A 16661-nucleotide genomic window follows, 5' to 3' on the forward strand; every position below is an offset into this window, starting at 1 on the left:
AACTGTTTCACTTTTAAAGTAATAACATGGCAGCTATTGAAGAATCCGGTGGCGGTGGGCATGGTAAAGGTGATGGTAAGGTTAGAGGTAAAAAGATGTCGACCCGGGTGGATATGACACCCATGGTGGACCTTGGATTTCTACTGATAACCTTCTTCATGCTAGCCACCACAATGAGCAAGCCAACGGCAATGTCTGTTTTCTTTCCTGACAAGCAAGAGGATAAGAAAGAAGAGCAAACCGAGCCGCTGAAAGCATCAAAAGTATTAACACTTTTCATGGGAGCGAACGATGATGTTTACTACCTGGACGGCGTTTCTGCTGACGATGATAATGCACAAGCTTCTTTGAAAACAACCCGTCACGGAGCTGAATTAAGAGACGTTATTTTTGCTTCGCAAAGACGTATCAATGCGGCGAATCCTAAGGATGATAAAGGTAATGAAGCATTCGTAGTGGTTATCAAACCGACTGATGTTTCTTCTTATAAAAACATGGTGGATGTTTTGGATGAAATGGCTATAACCAAATCTAAAAGATATGCGCTTGTGGATTTCCTGTCGGATGCGGAGAAAAAAGTTCTTGGTGACAAGATCAAACCTAAAAATTAATTCTAACAATTTTAATTAAATCGCCATGGCAGAATTAGGCCCGAATGCGACACTGGATGATATAGTGTTTGCAAATCGTAATAAGGCGTATGGAGCATTTACACTTCGCAGGGGATACCGTGCGGATGTGACAAAAGCTACTTTAATAGGTGCTGCACTCTTTCTAATGGCAATGTTTGCGCCAACGATTATAAGCAAATTTGCTACTGACGACAAAGAGGAGCTAGTTGAAGTTGAAGTGGATTTAATGAAAATGCCACCACCGCCAATAGATCCGGCAGAACCACCACCGCCGCCACCGCCGCCAATTGAGCAGCCTAAGGTGAACACGGTGAAATTCCTTCCTCCTGAAGTAAAAAAGGATGAAGAGGTTCCTGAGGAAACACCTCCGCCAACGGTAGAGGAAATCAAAGAAGCCGTTGTTGCCAACAAAACAATTGAAGGAGATCCTAATGCGAACGAAATTATTGTGGCACCAGAAGCTGTTGCAGCTCCTAGTAAAGGTACAGTAGTTGAGGCCGCTCCGGAACCTGAGAAAGTCTTTACCGTTGTTGAGCAGCAGCCAGAATTTCCGGGAGGTACTTCTGAGATGTATAAATACTTAGGTAAAAACATCAAATATCCGAGTGCTGCTTCTCGTGCCAACGTATCCGGACGTGTGTTTATGTCCTTCGTTGTAAATGTAGATGGAAGTATCCAGGATGTGCAAGTATTAAAAGGACTGGGCTTTGGTTGCGATGAGGAAGCTATTCGTGTTGTGAAAGCAATGCCGAAATGGAAACCAGGTAAGCAATCAGGACGTGCAGTACGTGTAAAATATAACCTTCCTATTAACTTCCAGTTGGAGTAACTCATGAAGGGAACACCATTGCATGAGAAGGTCCTGGATCTTGCCTCGTTGTTAATGGCTCTGATATACGTGGGAGGAGGGATCTATTTGATCTTCTCCTCCTCGTCTTTTAATTTCTTACCGATCACGAATGTGCAAAAGTATGCGTTAGCTGGCACACTTATTTTATATGGGTCATTTCGGGGCTATCGCGTGTGGAAAAGGCAAAAAAATCAGAACGAGCCATGAATATTTTCAGAAGTGCGGTTAAGCTTATTGTGATAATCCCAATCATGACCGCTTGCTCTACGAACACAAGTTCGGAGGTAGATAATCCAAGAAGAGGCACGATCACGATAGCATCTGACGAATCGTTTAAGCCATTGGTTGATGGATTGACGAGAGCTTATGAAGGTATATATCCTGATGCTCACTTCAAAGTTGATTATAAACCAGAGCAACAGACGGTGTTACAACTTTTGAAAGACAGCGCCAGGCTCGTTATTACAACCCGTGAACTGACGAGCAAGGAAAGTGATATTGTGAAGCAGCAAAAGGGATATGTGAAACATCAGCATATTGCAATCGATGGGTTAGCTGTTGTGGCAAGCAAAGTCAATTCCGATAGTTTAATGACTTTGGCGGAACTTAGGGGGATTTTTGAAGGAAAAATCACAAACTGGTCTCAGTTGCCAGGAAGTAATCAGACTGGATTAATTACCCTCATATTTGACGATGTTAATTCCAGTAACCTTAATTTTATAAGGGAGAAATTTGGGCTGAAAGACCTTAAAAATCTTCGGATTGTTGCTTCCGGCTCTAATGAGAAAGTGATCGAAGATGTGAGAAAGAATCCATTGGCCCTTGGTTTTATAGGAGTGAATTGGATAAGCGACGGACATTCGTTAAAAAGCAGAGAGCTGTCAGAAGGATTAAACGTATTTGGAATATCTAAAAAAGACAAACCGGATTCTTTGTCTAATTATTACCAGCCATTTCAGGCGGGTTTGGAGTTCAGAAATTATCCTTTATCCAGAGATGTTTACATAATCAGTCGTGAGGAGTATTCAGGTTTGGGAGGAGGATTGATGACTTACATAGCAAGAGACGTAGGTGGGCTAATTATCCAAAAAATGGGGTTAATTCCTACAATCCGATTCCCACGTCAGGTGGAGATCAAGACAGGCGAAAATTTTTAGTATCTTATATACAATTTTTCACATTTGGACTTGTTTATTGAAAGACCAAATTTTTTATCATTATATTAACCGGGTAAAAAATGAACAGAAACATGAGAATGAAGTTAGTAGCGTTTGTATTTAGTGTGTTGGCATTTGTGAATGTACAGGCACAAACAGTTCAGGATGGATTAGCCCTAATCCATACCGAAAGGTTTAACGAAGCCGGAGAATTGTTCAAAAAGTTAGCAGAAGGAACACCATCTGCCGACAATCAATATTATCTGGGCTATTATTATGTTAAAAACAATCAGCTAGACGAGGCTCAGAAGGCTTTCGAAAAAGGACTGCAATTAGATGACAAATCTTACATCAACAATGTAGGTCTTGGAACAATTGCTTTGGCTAAAGGTGATAGAACAAAAGCAAAGGCGCTTTTTGACGAAGCTGAAAAGAAAAAGAAAAAAGATGCTGAGGTTTTGTACAGAATAGGTGAGGCATATACATTGTTTGAAAAGAACAGTGATCCTGCGGAAGCTATACGTTTATTGGACGAAGCTGTTAAGAGAGATAAAAATCTTGCAGATGCTTACATTGCTAAAGGTGATGCATTGATGTTGCGCAATGAAGGTGGTGCAGCAGTAACCGCTTATGAATATGCACTTACTGCCAAGCCAAACTATGCAGTTGCTCACAACCGCATCGGTCAGATTTATTTGCGCGGTAAGAACTACAATCTTGCTTTGGAAAACTACAAGAAAGCGATTGAAGCTGATCCTAACTTTGCGCCAGCATACAAAGATCTTGCAGAGCTTTATTTCCTGGGTCAGAAGTACAAACAAGCTGCTGAAAACTTTGATTTGTTTGTTCAGAAAAGTGCAACTACCGATCCTGAGCTAATTTTACGTGGTGCTAAGTTTTCATTTACAGCGGATGATTACGCAAAAACACTTGAAATTTTGAAGAGCGTTGACGGTAAAATAGAAAATCCAATGATTCAGCGTATGTATGGTTGGGCTTACTTTAAGACTAACGAAGCTGATAAATCAATTACCAACCTTAACGACCTGATTAAAAAGGCTCCGGATAAAGTAATTGGTGACGATTATAAATATTTGGGACGTGCTTATAACCTGAAGGCAACAGCGGAAGGTAAACCATATGACTCTACTGGTGTTGTTTACATCATGAAAGGTGCCGAACTGGATACCAATAAAGCTGAGGCAGCAGCAACTTTTAAAGAAGTGGCTACATTGTACTACACCGCGAAGGATTATGATAATGCAATTCTAGCTTTCGAAAAAGGAATTCCTTTAGATACAGCCGCTAAGACAATTATCAATGATAATTACTATTTGGGGCTTTCTTATTTCCAAAAGGCTTCAAAAACGATTGCAGAAGGAGCCGACAGCGCTAAAATAGTTTTGGATAAAAGAGCATTGAATCTTAAAGCTGATTCTGTATTCGCAGTTGTTACTGTTAAGTCTCCTGAGTGGCCTTATGCATACTATTGGAGAGGTGTTTCTTTGTACAATGCCCATGACAGACAGGAAAATATAGACAAGGGTATATCTGCTCCGCACTACGCTAAGTTCGCAGAGATTGCAGAAAAAGACACTGATCAGGCTAAATACAAGAACTTTCTGAAAGTGGTGTATCCCTACCTGGCATTCTATTCAGCTACCACTTTGAAGGATGAAGCAAAGTCAAAAGAGTATTGGAATAAACTTCTGACGGTGGATCCGGAAAATGCGAACGCTAAGGAAGCATTGGGGTTAGCGGCAGCTGCGCAACCAGCGGCAGCGGCACCAGCGCCAGTTAAGAAGAAATAATTAGTTGGAGCAATTAATACAAAAGAGCCTTTCAGGATAATCCTGAAAGGCTCTTTTGTATTATTATAAATGCAAAGTAATTTTAACCTAATGGAGACAGATGAGGAAAGCAATTGTTCAAAACGGGTAAGTATACACTGCTATAATGTTCATAGCACCACAATCTCAATCTCTTAACTTCCGCCGGCATTAACATTCTTATTGCTTTTTTTAATTCCTTTTCAAACAATCTGCGGTCAAAACTCACCTTTTGCAGAATAATTTTAATGTATTCAAGCATGGAGGCCATAGTATTACGTAGTTTTGTGTTTAGGGACGTGATCTTCAAATAACAATAGCCAGTGTTCCAGCAACAGTACTGTCTGGCTACTCTTAAAGTTAACGAAATTTTCGGATGAGATTATATGCTATATTATATATAATTTTGTGTTTTTTAAATATTTCTCTGGCCCAGGATATAACCTCGACTGCTACCATCGAATTAGGATCAAGAGAGCTGGGTATCAATGAGCCATTTATAATTTCAGCTGTCCTGAAAGATGTTGAAAACAGACCTCCGGTAATATTCCCGGATATCAATGGTCTGGAAAAAAGGAGCAGATCTGCAACCAGTACAGTAAATACAATTGACGGTAAGAAGATAGTTGTTCAGACGATTAATCAGGAATATTATGCAGGCAAGATAGGGCAGTACGAAATACCCGACTTTTTTGTTTTGATAAATGGCGTCAAGGTCAGGTCGGAGGGAACCACTGTTTCATTTGGTGTCCCTGAATCCAATGTTATCAATACAGATGAAATTACTTACCTGCCAGAGCCTGAATTGAATGGAGAGGATGTATTTTTATCAGTTAAGACGGATAAACGTAGTGTCTATATCAGAGAGGGATTTGCACTCGGAATTTCTCTATACATAGCGGAGTCCGCCCCCGTACAGATGGAATTTTACCAATTTAATATTCAGTTACAAAATATACTCAAGAAAATAAGACCTGCTAATTGCTGGGAGGAAAATGTTGGGATCGAAGAAATTGTAAAACGCCAGGTTAATATTAAAGGGAAAAAGTACACAGAGTATAATATGTACCAGGCGCAGCTGTTTCCTATCACACTTCAGGATGTTGTACTGCCTTCGGTAGTACTTAATATGCTTGTGATAGAGAATAAGAATGCAGTAAATGTTCAGCATAAGGTAATCAGGTCATTCAGGTCTTTACCGCGGCTGATCAGAGTGAAATCTCTGCCCAAACATCCCTTAATGGATCAGGTAGCAGTTGGGCAGTATAACATGGCGGAAAAACTATCAAGTGCGCTCGTGTACCCGGGAGAAAGCGTCAGATATGAATTTAAAATACAGGGTTTGGGGAACATTGCGGCAATTCCTGCTCCGGTCATTGAATTGAATTCGTCATTTGACTTTTATCCGCCGGAAAGGAGTCAGGAAATAAAAAGGAGTTATTCCAAAGTTTCCGGAGAAATGACGTTTGATTACTTTGTAGTTCCACGTAAGGACGGGACATTTCCGCTGAGCCGTTATTTTCAATGGATCTATTTCGATCCTGTGCAGGAACGTTACGATACTTTGAGATCTGCCAAGAAAATAGAGGTAAAAGGAGAGGATTATAAACTTGGAAACATATCTTTGAGTGGATCAATGGGGTTGTATGATAACCTTGAAGCACTTGATAGTACTAAGGAGAGTTTTAACTATAAAGGATTTTTTAAAGCTGTAACGAATGCCCTTGTAATTATTTTGGTACTTGCAATGTTTTGGGTTTTCAGAAAGTAAATAGATAAATGGGAAGTACATACGGGAAAATATTTAAGATTGCCACTTTCGGGGAGTCTCACGGAGTAGGAATCGGCGTTATTATTGAAGGATGTCCGGCTGGTGTACAGTTTGATACTGATTTTATTCAGTCAGAACTTACACGAAGAAAACCAGGGCAGTCGAGAATCACAACACAACGTAAGGAAGCGGATGAATTCGAAGTTCTTTCAGGCGTATTTGAAGGATTAACCACCGGTACTCCAATTGCCCTGATAATCAGAAATGAGGATCAACGAAGCAAAGACTATTCTCACATTGCAGCGCAATATCGTCCCTCACATGCTGATTATACCTATCAGGTTAAGTATGGCGTGCGGGATTACCGCGGAGGTGGCCGGAGTTCTGCCCGGGAAACTGCTGCCCGGGTGGCCGCAGGTGCGCTGGCCAAATTGCTCTTGGCGCAAGTTGGGGTACGCATACAGGCGTATGTTTCACAAGTTGGTAGTATAAAGATTTCCAAATCTTATAAAGAACTTGATCTTACTGAAACTGAAAATAATGCAGTACGTTGCCCTGATCCGGTTATTGCTCAACAAATGTTTGATTACATAGATGGGATCAGGAAAAATGGCGACTCAGTTGGCGGGGTGGTAAATTGTGTAGTAGAAGGCGTGCCAGCCGGCTGGGGTGAGCCTGTGTTCGATAAGTTGCATGCGGAATTGGGAAAAGCAATGCTGAGTATTAACGCTGTGAAGGGTTTTGAATATGGAAGTGGTTTTGAGGGAGTGGAGATGCTTGGTTCACAACACAACGATGCTTTTTATGTAGACTCGGAAAACGGAGTGCATACGCGTACCAATCATTCAGGAGGAATACAGGGCGGTATCTCCAATGGAGAAGATATCTATTTTAAGGTAGCTTTTAAGCCTGTAGCCACTATTATGCAGGATCAGGCAAGTATTGATCAGCACGGTGACGTTGCGGTTGTTCAGGGTAAAGGACGTCATGATCCCTGTGTAGTTCCGCGTGCTGTACCTATTGTGGAGTCCATGGCAGCACTTGTTCTGGCAGACTTTTATCTTCGTAATAAAACGAGCAGAGTATGATATTAAGAGATATTTCCTGTCGGAAAATCTTTTTACTATTACTTGTCTGCTTTTTATCCCGTGGGCTATATGCTCAGGATAAAAGATATACATTTGAAAAGGGCTTGATGGGTTCGCCCTTCAAGCTCATTATTTATGCTCCTGACGACTCTACTGCTAATCTTGCGGCAAGAAGTGCATTTAAAAGGATTGAAGACCTGAATGCTTCTTTAAGCGACTACCGTGACGACAGCGAGATTAATCGTGTATCCGCTCAATCCGGTTCACGGAAATGGATCGAAGTAAGCAAAGACCTCTTTGATATTTTACACATTTCGAATGATATTAGTCGTAAAACCAACGGGGCATTTGATGCGACACTCGGCCCAATTGTTCAGGAGTGGCGACGCGCAACGCGTAAGGGTTATTTGCCAGATAGGAAGCTGATTCGGTCGGCACTGTCTAAAACAGGATATAAGAAAATTAAATTTGATGTAGCCAACCAAAAAATAGCTCTTCACAAGAAAGGTATGAGACTGGATATTGGCGGCCTTGGCAAGGGATATGCAGCAGATGAGGCTGTTAAAGTATTGAGAAGTTACGGAATCAAGTCTGCAATGATCGATGCAGGTGGTAAATTGGCGCTTATGGACCCACCGCCTGGTGAAAAAGGCTGGAAAATTGTAGTATCGACAGGCAGCGATTCTCTACGAACCATTGAATATGCTAATGTTGGTATTGCTACATCAGGACCTACCTACCGTTATCTTGAATATGAGGGGAAGCGATACTCGCATATAGTTAATCCCAAAACAGGTATTGGTCTACTATTTCATCTTCGTACGACAGTCATCTCCCCTAACGCCACCGAGGCGGATGCGCTTGCTACTGCTTTTAGTGTCTCGGGGATTGATGAAGGGAGAAAGTACCTTGACCGTTTTCCTGACAACAAAGTATGGCTGGTAGAAATGAAAGGAGAGCAGGTAAGAGAGTGGAATACAATAAACTAAAAAAACCGGAGTGATCTGAAATCACTCCGGTTTTTTTTAGTTTATAAGAGATGATTCTAAATCACAATAGATTTACCTGGAACAGCCACAGGATAGAAACCATCCGGACCAGGCATGATTTTCGGATTCGCATCCCATGCCAGCTTATCCGGGAAAAGGTTGATATCTGAATTGAGCGCCTCATCCCACTTGATCATTTTACCTGAATAAGTAGCCATACGACCCATAATGGCCGTCATTGTGCTTTTAGCGCCGTTTTCTGCATCCGCAAACTTATATTCTCCTTTAGCCACAGCTGCGAAAAGTTCGTCGTGTTCAACCTGATATGGATTTCCGTCTGCCTTAGCATCGTGTTGATAAATAACGCCTCCTTTATAATCTTTTAGTGCTGTTTTGTTGCCATCGAAGCTATCTATGCGTCCTTTCGTTCCTACGAAAGCTTCATCTACGCGGTTCCAGGTTCCTTCAAACTGACGGCATTGGCTGGAAATTGTTGTCCCGTCTGCATATACAAGATCCAAGGTATGGTGATCAAAAATCTCGCCATAAGCTTTTCCTTTACGCACTTCACGACCACCAGTTCCCTGAATTTGTACCGGATAACTTCCTTTTACCCAGTTGGCAACGTCAATATTGTGCACGTGTTGTTCAGAAATATGGTCACCACACAGCCAGTTAAAATAATACCAGTTTCTCATTTGGTATTCCATTTCTGTCTGGTTAGGCTGGCGTTCTTTCATCCAGGGACTGTTTCCAACCCAATACACTTGCCCGCCAACAATATCCCCAATAGCACCATCATGAATTCTTTTGATTGCCTGCAGATAATTGTTCTGGTAGTGACGCTGTAAACCAACGACTACATTTAATTTCTTCTGTTTTGCTTCTTCGGCAACCTGAAGCACCTTACGAATTCCCGGAGCGTCCGTAGCAACAGGTTTTTCCATAAAGATATGCTTGTTATTTTTTACCGCTTCTTCAAAATGCGAAGGACGGAAACCGGGAGGTGTAGCCAGAATAACTACATCAACATCTTTAAGAGCAATTGCTTTTTTGAAAGCATCGAAACCTACGAACTTACGATCGTCAGGAACATTCACCTTCAATTTTGTATCAACAGGAGCTCCCGCAGAATTTTTATATTTTTTCTGTGTAAGGCTGTTATATGCCTGGTCAAGTCTGTCTTTAAAAGCATCAGCCATCGCCACGATCTGAACATTCTGAGTTGTGCTTAACGCTTGTGCTGCCGCACCTGTCCCACGTCCTCCACAACCAATGAGTGCAACTCTAATTGTTTCGTCTACTGCACTGTTAAAACCGTAACCGGTCAACGGGTTGAGTAATGCACCGCCAGCAAACAAGCTGGATGCTTTAAGAAAATCACGACGATTTTGTTCCATAATGCTTTGTATTTAAGAGTTTAAGTAGTTTTTCAATAGTCTTCGATCAGCGTTGGGCTGAAATATGCTTTTATTTCCTCAGCTGATGGTGTCTTCAGGGGTCTCACCAATCGGAAACCAACAAATGAAGCGCTCGTCATCCACCACTCACTTTTAGGCAACTGAGGATCGAGTATTTTCCATTCAGGTTTTGAGGCTGTGCGGGCTGCACTTCTGATATTTTCTGGCTCGTCGTCCCATGATCCTCCTCTTACGGCAGTAGGGTACAATTCCGTTACTGGCGCATAAGCTTCACCTTTTGGCTGTTTTGCGTAGTAGTCCGGAATATATTGATCAAGCGTCCATTCCATTACATTACCATGCATATCGTGCAATCCCCATGCATTGGGTTTCTTCAAACCGATTTTTTTGTAAGAAGCGTCGCTGTTTTTCTGATACCATGCATACTCACCAATCTTGGATGCGTCGTTGCCAAAAGAATAGGCTGTGGTGCTACCGGCGCGGCAGGCATATTCCCATTCAGCCTCTGTTGGCAGTCGATAAAATATACCCGTTTTTTCATAAAGCCACTTGCAAAAATGAATCGCAGCATATTGTGTCATGTTAATCGCCGGATATCCAGCTCTTCCCATTCCAAACGACATATCAACATATGGAGGACTTGGTCTTGTACTTGCATCAGTTTTTGCAACGCTTTTATCAGGATCGGGATGGCGGAGCGCCATTTCTTTCTCCATGTTTTTGAAAGCGTAAAGGTCATAAATATCCCATACGACTTCGAATTTCCCCATCCAGAAAGGTTCCAGTTTTACCTTGTGCTGCGGGCCTTCGTCTTCTCTTCTGCCTTTTTCTGTTTTGGGACTTCCCATTGTAAATTCTCCGCCGGGAATGGCAACCATGTCGTAAACCTGAGCACTCCCGCCTATTTTTTGAGTGTAGTTTTTGAAGTCAGAGTTCTGAGCAATGGAGTTGGAAAAAATTAAAGATGGGATTAGGTAAAGGAATTTTTTGTACATGATAACTTGATGGTGTTCAATGGAACATTATAACAAAATATAAGGAGCAATATTATGGTATTTACCGTATGAAAACGAATTTTTTCTTAGTTGTTTAATATCTGTCCTAACTTTGTGTTTTAGAAATTGAATTTTACTTATGAATTACCTTTCAGCAGAAAATATTGCCAAGTCTTTTGGAGATCGATGGCTTTTTAAAAATATTAGTTTTGGAATAAGCAGGGGAGACAAAATAGCACTCATTGGAACCAACGGTACAGGGAAAACTACATTCCTGAACATTCTGACAGGTAAGATTCCCACTGATGAAGGATCAGTGAGTGTAAGAAAGGACATTCGTGTGGGATATCTGGATCAGAGCCCCGCATTTGACGAGACTCTACCGATTCTTGAAGTTATATTCTCATCCAATAACCCGGTAGCTCAAACTGTAAAAAGATATGAACATGCCATTGAAACAGATAACCATGATGAGCTGGCATCTGCAATGGAGGATATGGACAAGTATAATGCCTGGGACTTTGAATACAGGACCAAGGAAATCCTGGGTCGGCTGGGAATTCATAATACGGAAAATCTGTACGGAACATTGTCAGGCGGACAACGCAAACGGGTGGCATTAGCGAAAGTTTTGCTGGAAGATCCTGAATTGCTCATTCTGGATGAACCTACCAACCACCTTGATCTGGACACCGTTGAGTGGCTGGAAGAATATCTTAACACTTCTAATACGACAATTCTGGTCGTTACGCACGATAGGTACTTTCTGGACACTGTTTGTAACCAGGTACTGGAACTGGATCATGGCTCTGCATATACCTACAAAGGCAATTATTCTTATTTCCTTGAGAAAAAAGCAGAAAGGGAAGAAATTGAGGCAGCCGGAATCGATAAGGCGAGAAACCTGATGCGTAAGGAGCTGGAATGGATCCGTAAGCAACCCAAAGCACGTGGAACCAAGGCGAAATACCGTGTAGATGCTTTTGAGGATTTGAAAGAAAAAGCAAGCCAGAAGAAATTTGACACTCAGATGGAGCTGAACGTGCGCACGTCGCGACTTGGAAGCAAAATTATTGAGATGGAAAATGTCAATAAAGGCTTTGGAGAGCGCCAGTTGATCAAGAATTTTGAATATACTTTTAGAAAAGGAGACCGGATTGGGATTGTGGGGCAAAACGGTATGGGTAAGTCGACTCTTCTGAATATGATCACTGGTGAACTGCAACCGGATAGTGGTAAAATTGATACCGGGGAAACGGTGCAGTTTGGTTATTACAAACAATCCGATCTTGTGTTTAATGAAAACCAGCGTGTAATTGACATCGTGAAAGATGTTGCTGAGGTGGTACAGCTTGGAACCGGCGAAACGGTTACTGTGGGTAACCTGCTGCAAGCTTTCCTATTCTCGCCTTCCAAGCAATATGACTTTATTTCCAAACTGAGTGGAGGAGAAAAACGGAGGTTACAGCTTCTGTTAATATTGATCAAGCAGCCGAACTTCCTGATTCTGGATGAGCCAACCAATGATCTGGATATTGCAAGTTTAAATGTCCTGGAAGAGTTTCTTCTGAATTTTCCGGGCTGTCTGCTCATCGTTTCCCACGATAGATACTTCCTCGACAGGCTCGTTGAGCATATTTTTGTTTTCGAAGGCGAAGGTCGCATCAGTGATTTCCCCGGAAACTATACTGAACTAAGAGATTATCAGGATGATGTGGAAGCGGAGAAAAAACTAGCAGAAGCTTCAAAAGCCAACAAGCCTGCACCTGTAGCCCCAGTGAAAGAGGTGGTAGCCGCACCAGCTGTTGCGAAGAGAAAGCTGAGTTTTAAAGAGCAAAAGGAATTGGAAACTCTGGAAGCTGAAATGGCTCAGATGGAGAAGAAGAAAGCGCAATTATTAGAAAATATAAACAAGGGTGGTTCTCATGTCGAGGTGACCAAATGGGCTATTGAGATCGAGGGATTAACAAATAGCCAGGCTGAGAAGGAAATGAGATGGCTTGAATTGTCCGAGAATGCCTGAAAATAGAGCAGGTGTTTTATTACAAATCCGCAATAGTAAACCATGAATTCTATAACCGAATTTTTTCAATACATATTGAATTCCGAAGAGCTCATCCGTACGGGTGGGCTTTTGGTGATTACTTTCATCGTTTTCGCCGAAAACGGACTGTTCTTTGCATTTTTTCTGCCGGGTGATTATCTTGTGTTTCTTGCAGGAGTGTTCTGCGGAACGGGTATTTTGGATGTTCCGATCGCCATTTTACTAATATCCCTGTTCACTGCGGCTGTACTGGGATCGCTGGTGGGCTATATCTTCGGAAAATACTTCGGTGATATGTTTGAGAATAGACCGGATTCGTTGTTTTTCAAGAAAAAACACCTTGAAACAACGCGAAAATATTTTGACAAATATGGGAGTAGAACGTTGATTATCAGCCGTTTTTTGCCGATCGTCCGGACCTTCGCACCTATTCTGGCAGGCTTGGTAAAAATGCCATTTGTATCCTTTCTGATCAACAACGTGTCGGGCGGAGCTATCTGGATAATTACCTTAACGGGCGGGGGATACCTTTTCGGTGAGCGTTTCCCCGAGATTGTCAATTATGTTGAATACATCATCCTATTCTTCCTGGCCATCACCACATTTACAGTAATTAAAGCGTATCTCAATGCCAGGAAAGAAGCTAATCAGGATTCTTCTTCTTCTTTGAACCAACCCGAATAAGTAATGTAATTGTTAGCCGTTCGGTCAATGGCAGCGTTCAGTTCCTGTGATACGTCTTTTAAATATCTTGCAGGATTTCCGGCAAAAATTGTTCCGGGGGGCACTTTTGTCCCCTGAGTTACAATAGCTCCGGCAGCCACAATGGAACCTGTACCGATCACCGCGCCGTCCATTACAATCGCACCCATTCCGATCAGAACATGGTTTTCGATGGTGCAGCCGTGGACAATTGCATTGTGAGCGACGGACACATAATCACCAATGGTTGTCGCAAAGCGCTGATAAGTGCAGTGTATTACTGCACCATCCTGCACATTGGAAAACTTTCCGATACGAATACTATTTACATCGCCACGAATCACTGCGTTAAACCAAACGGTGCAGTTTTCTCCCATTTCTACATCTCCTACAATGGTTGCGTTTTCGGCAAACCAGCAATTTTTACCAAAGACCGGGTGTTTTCCCCGAACAGATTTTATAAGCGGCATAATTTTTATTAGTAAACTATCGGCGACAGTCGGTTTTAAGTTTGGAAACAGACACACATTTGCTGAAAGCTAATAAATGTTACCGAAATTAAATATATTTCGTAGATGAATTAACCATATCCTTATTCGTTATGTCTTCTTCCAAACATATAAAAAAGGGCAGTTTACTGATTGCCAAACCATTTCTGGGCGATCCGAATTTCGAAAGAGGAGTTATACTGCTGTGTGAGTATAACAGCCCCGGGAGTTTTGGGTTTGTATTGAATCAGGTGACAGATTTATTTTTGGGAGATGTGCTGGAAGAAACAATCTATCAGGATGTTCCCTTGCATCTTGGCGGGCCCGTCGAAAAGAATACACTTCATTTTATTCACCGCAGGCCGGATCTCATCTCTGGAGGAATGGAAATTATTGATGGGGTATTCTGGGGAGGTGATTTTGAACATTTGCAAAAGTTGCTGAACATGAACACCGTTAAGGAAGATGATGTCAGATTTTTTATTGGTTACTCAGGTTGGGGAGAAGGGCAGCTGGACGAAGAGCTTGATCAGGATTCATGGATCGTGACCAATACCACATCAGACTTCATTTTTGACACACCACCGGGCAACTTTTGGAGGGAAATATTACGTAGTATGGGCGGAGAATATCGTTCTATTGCACACTACCCAACTGACCCAAGGTTAAATTAAAAGCTCAATTGGGCTGATTTAATCCGTGTACAGACTCGTAATCCGATTTGATCCTGGCTACCTGTGTAGTTAAGAACGTTTGCAGCTGTTTGTTGAATTCCGCTTTATCTTCTTCTGATAAAGACGAATACAAATCCTTCAATTCCTGATTGATACTGGCTCTTTCCTGATCGGAACCTGCGTTCATGGATCTTATGTGGTAGCGCTTAAAATCAAACTCGGACATGGTATTGCTATTTTATATAATTAGGACTGCAAAACAGTTGAAATGCAAAAATATAAACTTTACCGTTCACCAATCGATTGAAACCGCTGGAAATCAGAATTTATCCGCTCGTGCAGTAACGTTACAATAATAATGTGTCTCTATGAACGTGAAAACATTCTTCAATGTTAACGGATGATATACATTGATTTTCGTTAAAATGAATCGAACATTTTTCTTTATACTGCTCACATTCATTCTTGTAGCAATTGACTGGTACGTTTGGCAGGGTTTAAAATTGGCCATTCGAAATTTCACCCCGGTTACACAGCGATGGATAGGCGGTGCATACTGGGGTTTTACAATGCTTACGCTCATAGCCTATGTTGGAATGCAGCTGTTACCTCCCGATTATTTTAGTCGTACTGCCCGAACATTCGTATTTGCATTTATTGCGATACCATATTTATCCAAATTGCTGGCTGTATTTGTGTTGCTAATTGATGACATTCGCCGTTTTTTTCAGTGGATTATCAGCTTTTTCTTTCCTTCCGTTGCGGTTCCGTCGCCTGAGACAGGAGAACCTGTAATACCCCGTTCAGAGTTTTTAGCCAAGACCGCGGTTGTTGCAGGGGCGGGATTAATGGGAACTTTTGCATTTGGAATAATATCCGGCGCACACGATTACCGGATACGGAGAGTGCGTGTACCACTGAAAAATCTGCCAAAAGCCTTTGACGGAATAAAGATTGCACAGCTTTCTGATATACACTCAGGTAGTTTTTTTAACAAAACTGCTGTCAAAGGCGGCGTAGAAATGTTGATGAAGGAAAAACCGGATATCGCTTTTTTTACAGGTGACCTTGTTAACGATCGCGCTAGCGAGGTAAAGGATTACATCAACATTTTTGACAAAGTAAAAGCTCCTCTGGGTGTACATTCTGTTTTGGGAAACCACGATTATGGCGATTATTTTCAATGGGCGAGTCAGGATGCGAAAATCAGTAATCTTGCTGATCTGAAAAGAGCTCATCAGTTGCTGGGATGGAACCTGATGCTGGACGAAAACCGGGCTATTAAAGTGGACGGAGAGGAGATCGGACTTATTGGTATACAGAACTGGGGCGCTGGAAATTTCGCTAAATACGGAAATCTTGAAAAGGCTTACCAGGGGACTGACAATTATCCTGTTAAAATATTACTTTCCCATGATCCAAGTCACTGGCAGGCTCAGGTGTTACCAAAGTATAAGGATATAGATATCGCCTTTGCAGGTCATACGCACGGTATGCAGTTCGGTGTAGAAATAGGTAAGTTACGGTGGAGTCCCGTGCAATATCGGTATAAGCAGTGGGCTGGTTTGTATGAAGAAAACGAGCAGTATCTTTATGTCAACCGGGGCTTCGGTTATTTGGGTTACCCGGGTCGGGTTGGAATATTACCTGAAATTACCATGCTGGAATTGGTAAGAGCCTGATTGGAACCCAAAATAACCTCGAAATTATACGCTTGCGATGGTTTTTGCGTTAGTTAAACATAGGAATTTACAGTACAAATCACAATTTGTTATGAAAAAAAGTATCTCTTTGCTGTTGCTATTTGCACTTTCTCTGAGCGTTACGATGGTAACACCTGTAACCGCAAAGCCGGAAACAGTGAAAACAGAGCTTTTTGGTAAGAAAAAGAAAAAATTCAAGGGGTATAAAAAGCCCAAATCCAAAAAAATACTGGGAATATTCAAGCGAAAGAGCGACTGTGGATGTCCCAATAAATGAGTTGGAACCTTTATTTAATTTTGTACATATTCAAGAGTAAG

The 16661-nt window shown here is 41.8% G+C and carries 17 protein-coding genes; 12 read left to right on the forward strand and 5 right to left on the reverse strand.

The window, feature by feature from the left end; translation table 11 throughout:
- Positions 1-26: 26 nt before the first annotated feature.
- The 4 genes from LZG71_RS17835 (at position 27) to LZG71_RS17850 (ending at position 4450) form a co-directional block, all read left to right on the forward strand.
- Positions 27-611, forward strand: a complete 585-nt coding sequence (locus tag LZG71_RS17835; protein WP_233822571.1) for a biopolymer transporter ExbD — start codon at positions 27-29, stop codon at positions 609-611.
- 25 nt (positions 612-636) lie between these two features.
- Complete coding sequence (locus LZG71_RS17840; protein ID WP_233822573.1) at positions 637-1461, forward strand: energy transducer TonB; 825 nt, start codon at positions 637-639, stop codon at positions 1459-1461.
- Between the two features lie 224 nt (positions 1462-1685).
- Positions 1686-2639 carry a PstS family phosphate ABC transporter substrate-binding protein gene (locus LZG71_RS17845; protein ID WP_233822575.1) on the forward strand — a complete coding sequence of 318 codons (954 nt, stop codon included), beginning with the start codon at positions 1686-1688 and terminating at the stop codon, positions 2637-2639.
- A gap of 80 nt (positions 2640-2719) precedes the next feature.
- Entirely contained in the window at positions 2720-4450 is a 1731-nt protein-coding gene (locus LZG71_RS17850) for a tetratricopeptide repeat protein (RefSeq protein WP_233822577.1), read from the forward strand.
- Positions 4451-4532: 82 nt separating this feature from the next.
- Here LZG71_RS17850 and LZG71_RS17855 read toward each other — a convergent pair whose 3' ends face one another.
- Positions 4533-4739: a hypothetical protein gene (locus LZG71_RS17855; RefSeq protein WP_233822579.1), complete on the reverse strand. Its 207-nt coding sequence runs from the start codon at positions 4737-4739 to the stop codon at positions 4533-4535.
- A gap of 135 nt (positions 4740-4874) precedes the next feature.
- Between LZG71_RS17855 and LZG71_RS17860 the strand changes: the two genes are divergently transcribed.
- From LZG71_RS17860 to LZG71_RS17870, 3 genes are read left to right on the forward strand one after another with little or no spacing between them, the layout of a single operon-like run.
- Positions 4875-6239 (forward strand): BatD family protein, encoded by a 1365-nt coding sequence (locus LZG71_RS17860; RefSeq protein ID WP_233822581.1) that lies wholly within the window; start codon positions 4875-4877, stop codon positions 6237-6239.
- 8 nt (positions 6240-6247) lie between these two features.
- Positions 6248-7327 (forward strand): chorismate synthase, encoded by a 1080-nt coding sequence (gene aroC / locus LZG71_RS17865; protein ID WP_233822583.1) that lies wholly within the window; start codon positions 6248-6250, stop codon positions 7325-7327.
- Positions 7324-8316: an FAD:protein FMN transferase gene (locus LZG71_RS17870; protein WP_233822585.1), complete on the forward strand. Its 993-nt coding sequence runs from the start codon at positions 7324-7326 to the stop codon at positions 8314-8316. The genes aroC and LZG71_RS17870 overlap by 4 nt, the downstream gene beginning before the upstream one ends.
- A gap of 56 nt (positions 8317-8372) precedes the next feature.
- On the opposite strand, the gene LZG71_RS17875 is transcribed toward LZG71_RS17870, so the two are convergent.
- Both LZG71_RS17875 and LZG71_RS17880 read right to left on the reverse strand, forming a co-directional pair.
- The gene (locus LZG71_RS17875) at positions 8373-9716 is read right to left on the reverse strand and encodes a Gfo/Idh/MocA family protein (protein ID WP_233822587.1); all 1344 of its coding nucleotides are present in this window, start codon (positions 9714-9716) and stop codon (positions 8373-8375) included.
- A gap of 32 nt (positions 9717-9748) precedes the next feature.
- Entirely contained in the window at positions 9749-10732 is a 984-nt protein-coding gene (locus LZG71_RS17880) for a formylglycine-generating enzyme family protein (RefSeq protein WP_233822589.1), read from the reverse strand.
- A gap of 139 nt (positions 10733-10871) precedes the next feature.
- Between LZG71_RS17880 and LZG71_RS17885 the strand changes: the two genes are divergently transcribed.
- Positions 10872-12755 carry an ABC-F family ATP-binding cassette domain-containing protein gene (locus LZG71_RS17885; protein ID WP_233822590.1) on the forward strand — a complete coding sequence of 628 codons (1884 nt, stop codon included), beginning with the start codon at positions 10872-10874 and terminating at the stop codon, positions 12753-12755.
- A gap of 42 nt (positions 12756-12797) precedes the next feature.
- Entirely contained in the window at positions 12798-13460 is a 663-nt protein-coding gene (locus tag LZG71_RS17890; protein WP_233822592.1) for a DedA family protein, read from the forward strand.
- Here the strand turns inward: LZG71_RS17890 and LZG71_RS17895 are convergent.
- Positions 13424-13948 (reverse strand): gamma carbonic anhydrase family protein, encoded by a 525-nt coding sequence (locus LZG71_RS17895; protein ID WP_233822594.1) that lies wholly within the window; start codon positions 13946-13948, stop codon positions 13424-13426. The genes LZG71_RS17890 and LZG71_RS17895 overlap by 37 nt on opposite strands.
- A gap of 131 nt (positions 13949-14079) precedes the next feature.
- Between LZG71_RS17895 and LZG71_RS17900 the strand changes: the two genes are divergently transcribed.
- On the forward strand, positions 14080-14640 hold the full coding sequence (locus tag LZG71_RS17900; protein ID WP_233822596.1) for a YqgE/AlgH family protein: 561 nt from the start codon (positions 14080-14082) through the stop codon (positions 14638-14640).
- Between the two features lie 4 nt (positions 14641-14644).
- On the opposite strand, the gene LZG71_RS17905 is transcribed toward LZG71_RS17900, so the two are convergent.
- A complete protein-coding gene (locus tag LZG71_RS17905) occupies positions 14645-14866 on the reverse strand; it encodes a hypothetical protein (protein WP_233822598.1) in 222 nt (73 codons plus the stop codon).
- Between the two features lie 199 nt (positions 14867-15065).
- On the opposite strand from LZG71_RS17905, the gene LZG71_RS17910 reads away from it, so the two are divergent.
- Positions 15066-16322, forward strand: a complete 1257-nt coding sequence (locus LZG71_RS17910) for a metallophosphoesterase (protein ID WP_233822600.1) — start codon at positions 15066-15068, stop codon at positions 16320-16322.
- Between the two features lie 91 nt (positions 16323-16413).
- Entirely contained in the window at positions 16414-16620 is a 207-nt protein-coding gene (locus LZG71_RS17915; protein WP_233822601.1) for a hypothetical protein, read from the forward strand.
- Positions 16621-16661: the final 41 nt, after the last annotated feature.

This window comes from Dyadobacter sp. CY312 (assembly GCF_021390535.1).
GTDB lineage: Bacteria > Bacteroidota > Bacteroidia > Cytophagales > Spirosomataceae > Dyadobacter.

Coding starts and splice junctions, on each gene's coding strand:
- LZG71_RS17835 (WP_233822571.1), top strand. CDS start 27: ATGGCAGCTATTGAAGAATCCGGTGGCGGTGGGCATGGTAAAGGTGAT.
- LZG71_RS17840 (WP_233822573.1), top strand. CDS start 637: ATGGCAGAATTAGGCCCGAATGCGACACTGGATGATATAGTGTTTGCA.
- LZG71_RS17845 (WP_233822575.1), top strand. CDS start 1,686: ATGAATATTTTCAGAAGTGCGGTTAAGCTTATTGTGATAATCCCAATC.
- LZG71_RS17850 (WP_233822577.1), top strand. CDS start 2,720: ATGAACAGAAACATGAGAATGAAGTTAGTAGCGTTTGTATTTAGTGTG.
- LZG71_RS17855 (WP_233822579.1), bottom strand. CDS start 4,739: ATGGCCTCCATGCTTGAATACATTAAAATTATTCTGCAAAAGGTGAGT.
- aroC (WP_233822583.1), top strand. CDS start 6,248: ATGGGAAGTACATACGGGAAAATATTTAAGATTGCCACTTTCGGGGAG.
- LZG71_RS17870 (WP_233822585.1), top strand. CDS start 7,324: ATGATATTAAGAGATATTTCCTGTCGGAAAATCTTTTTACTATTACTT.
- LZG71_RS17875 (WP_233822587.1), bottom strand. CDS start 9,716: ATGGAACAAAATCGTCGTGATTTTCTTAAAGCATCCAGCTTGTTTGCT.
- LZG71_RS17880 (WP_233822589.1), bottom strand. CDS start 10,732: ATGTACAAAAAATTCCTTTACCTAATCCCATCTTTAATTTTTTCCAAC.
- LZG71_RS17885 (WP_233822590.1), top strand. CDS start 10,872: ATGAATTACCTTTCAGCAGAAAATATTGCCAAGTCTTTTGGAGATCGA.
- LZG71_RS17890 (WP_233822592.1), top strand. CDS start 12,798: ATGAATTCTATAACCGAATTTTTTCAATACATATTGAATTCCGAAGAG.
- LZG71_RS17895 (WP_233822594.1), bottom strand. CDS start 13,948: ATGCCGCTTATAAAATCTGTTCGGGGAAAACACCCGGTCTTTGGTAAA.
- LZG71_RS17900 (WP_233822596.1), top strand. CDS start 14,080: ATGTCTTCTTCCAAACATATAAAAAAGGGCAGTTTACTGATTGCCAAA.
- LZG71_RS17905 (WP_233822598.1), bottom strand. CDS start 14,866: ATGTCCGAGTTTGATTTTAAGCGCTACCACATAAGATCCATGAACGCA.
- LZG71_RS17910 (WP_233822600.1), top strand. CDS start 15,066: ATGAATCGAACATTTTTCTTTATACTGCTCACATTCATTCTTGTAGCA.
- LZG71_RS17915 (WP_233822601.1), top strand. CDS start 16,414: ATGAAAAAAAGTATCTCTTTGCTGTTGCTATTTGCACTTTCTCTGAGC.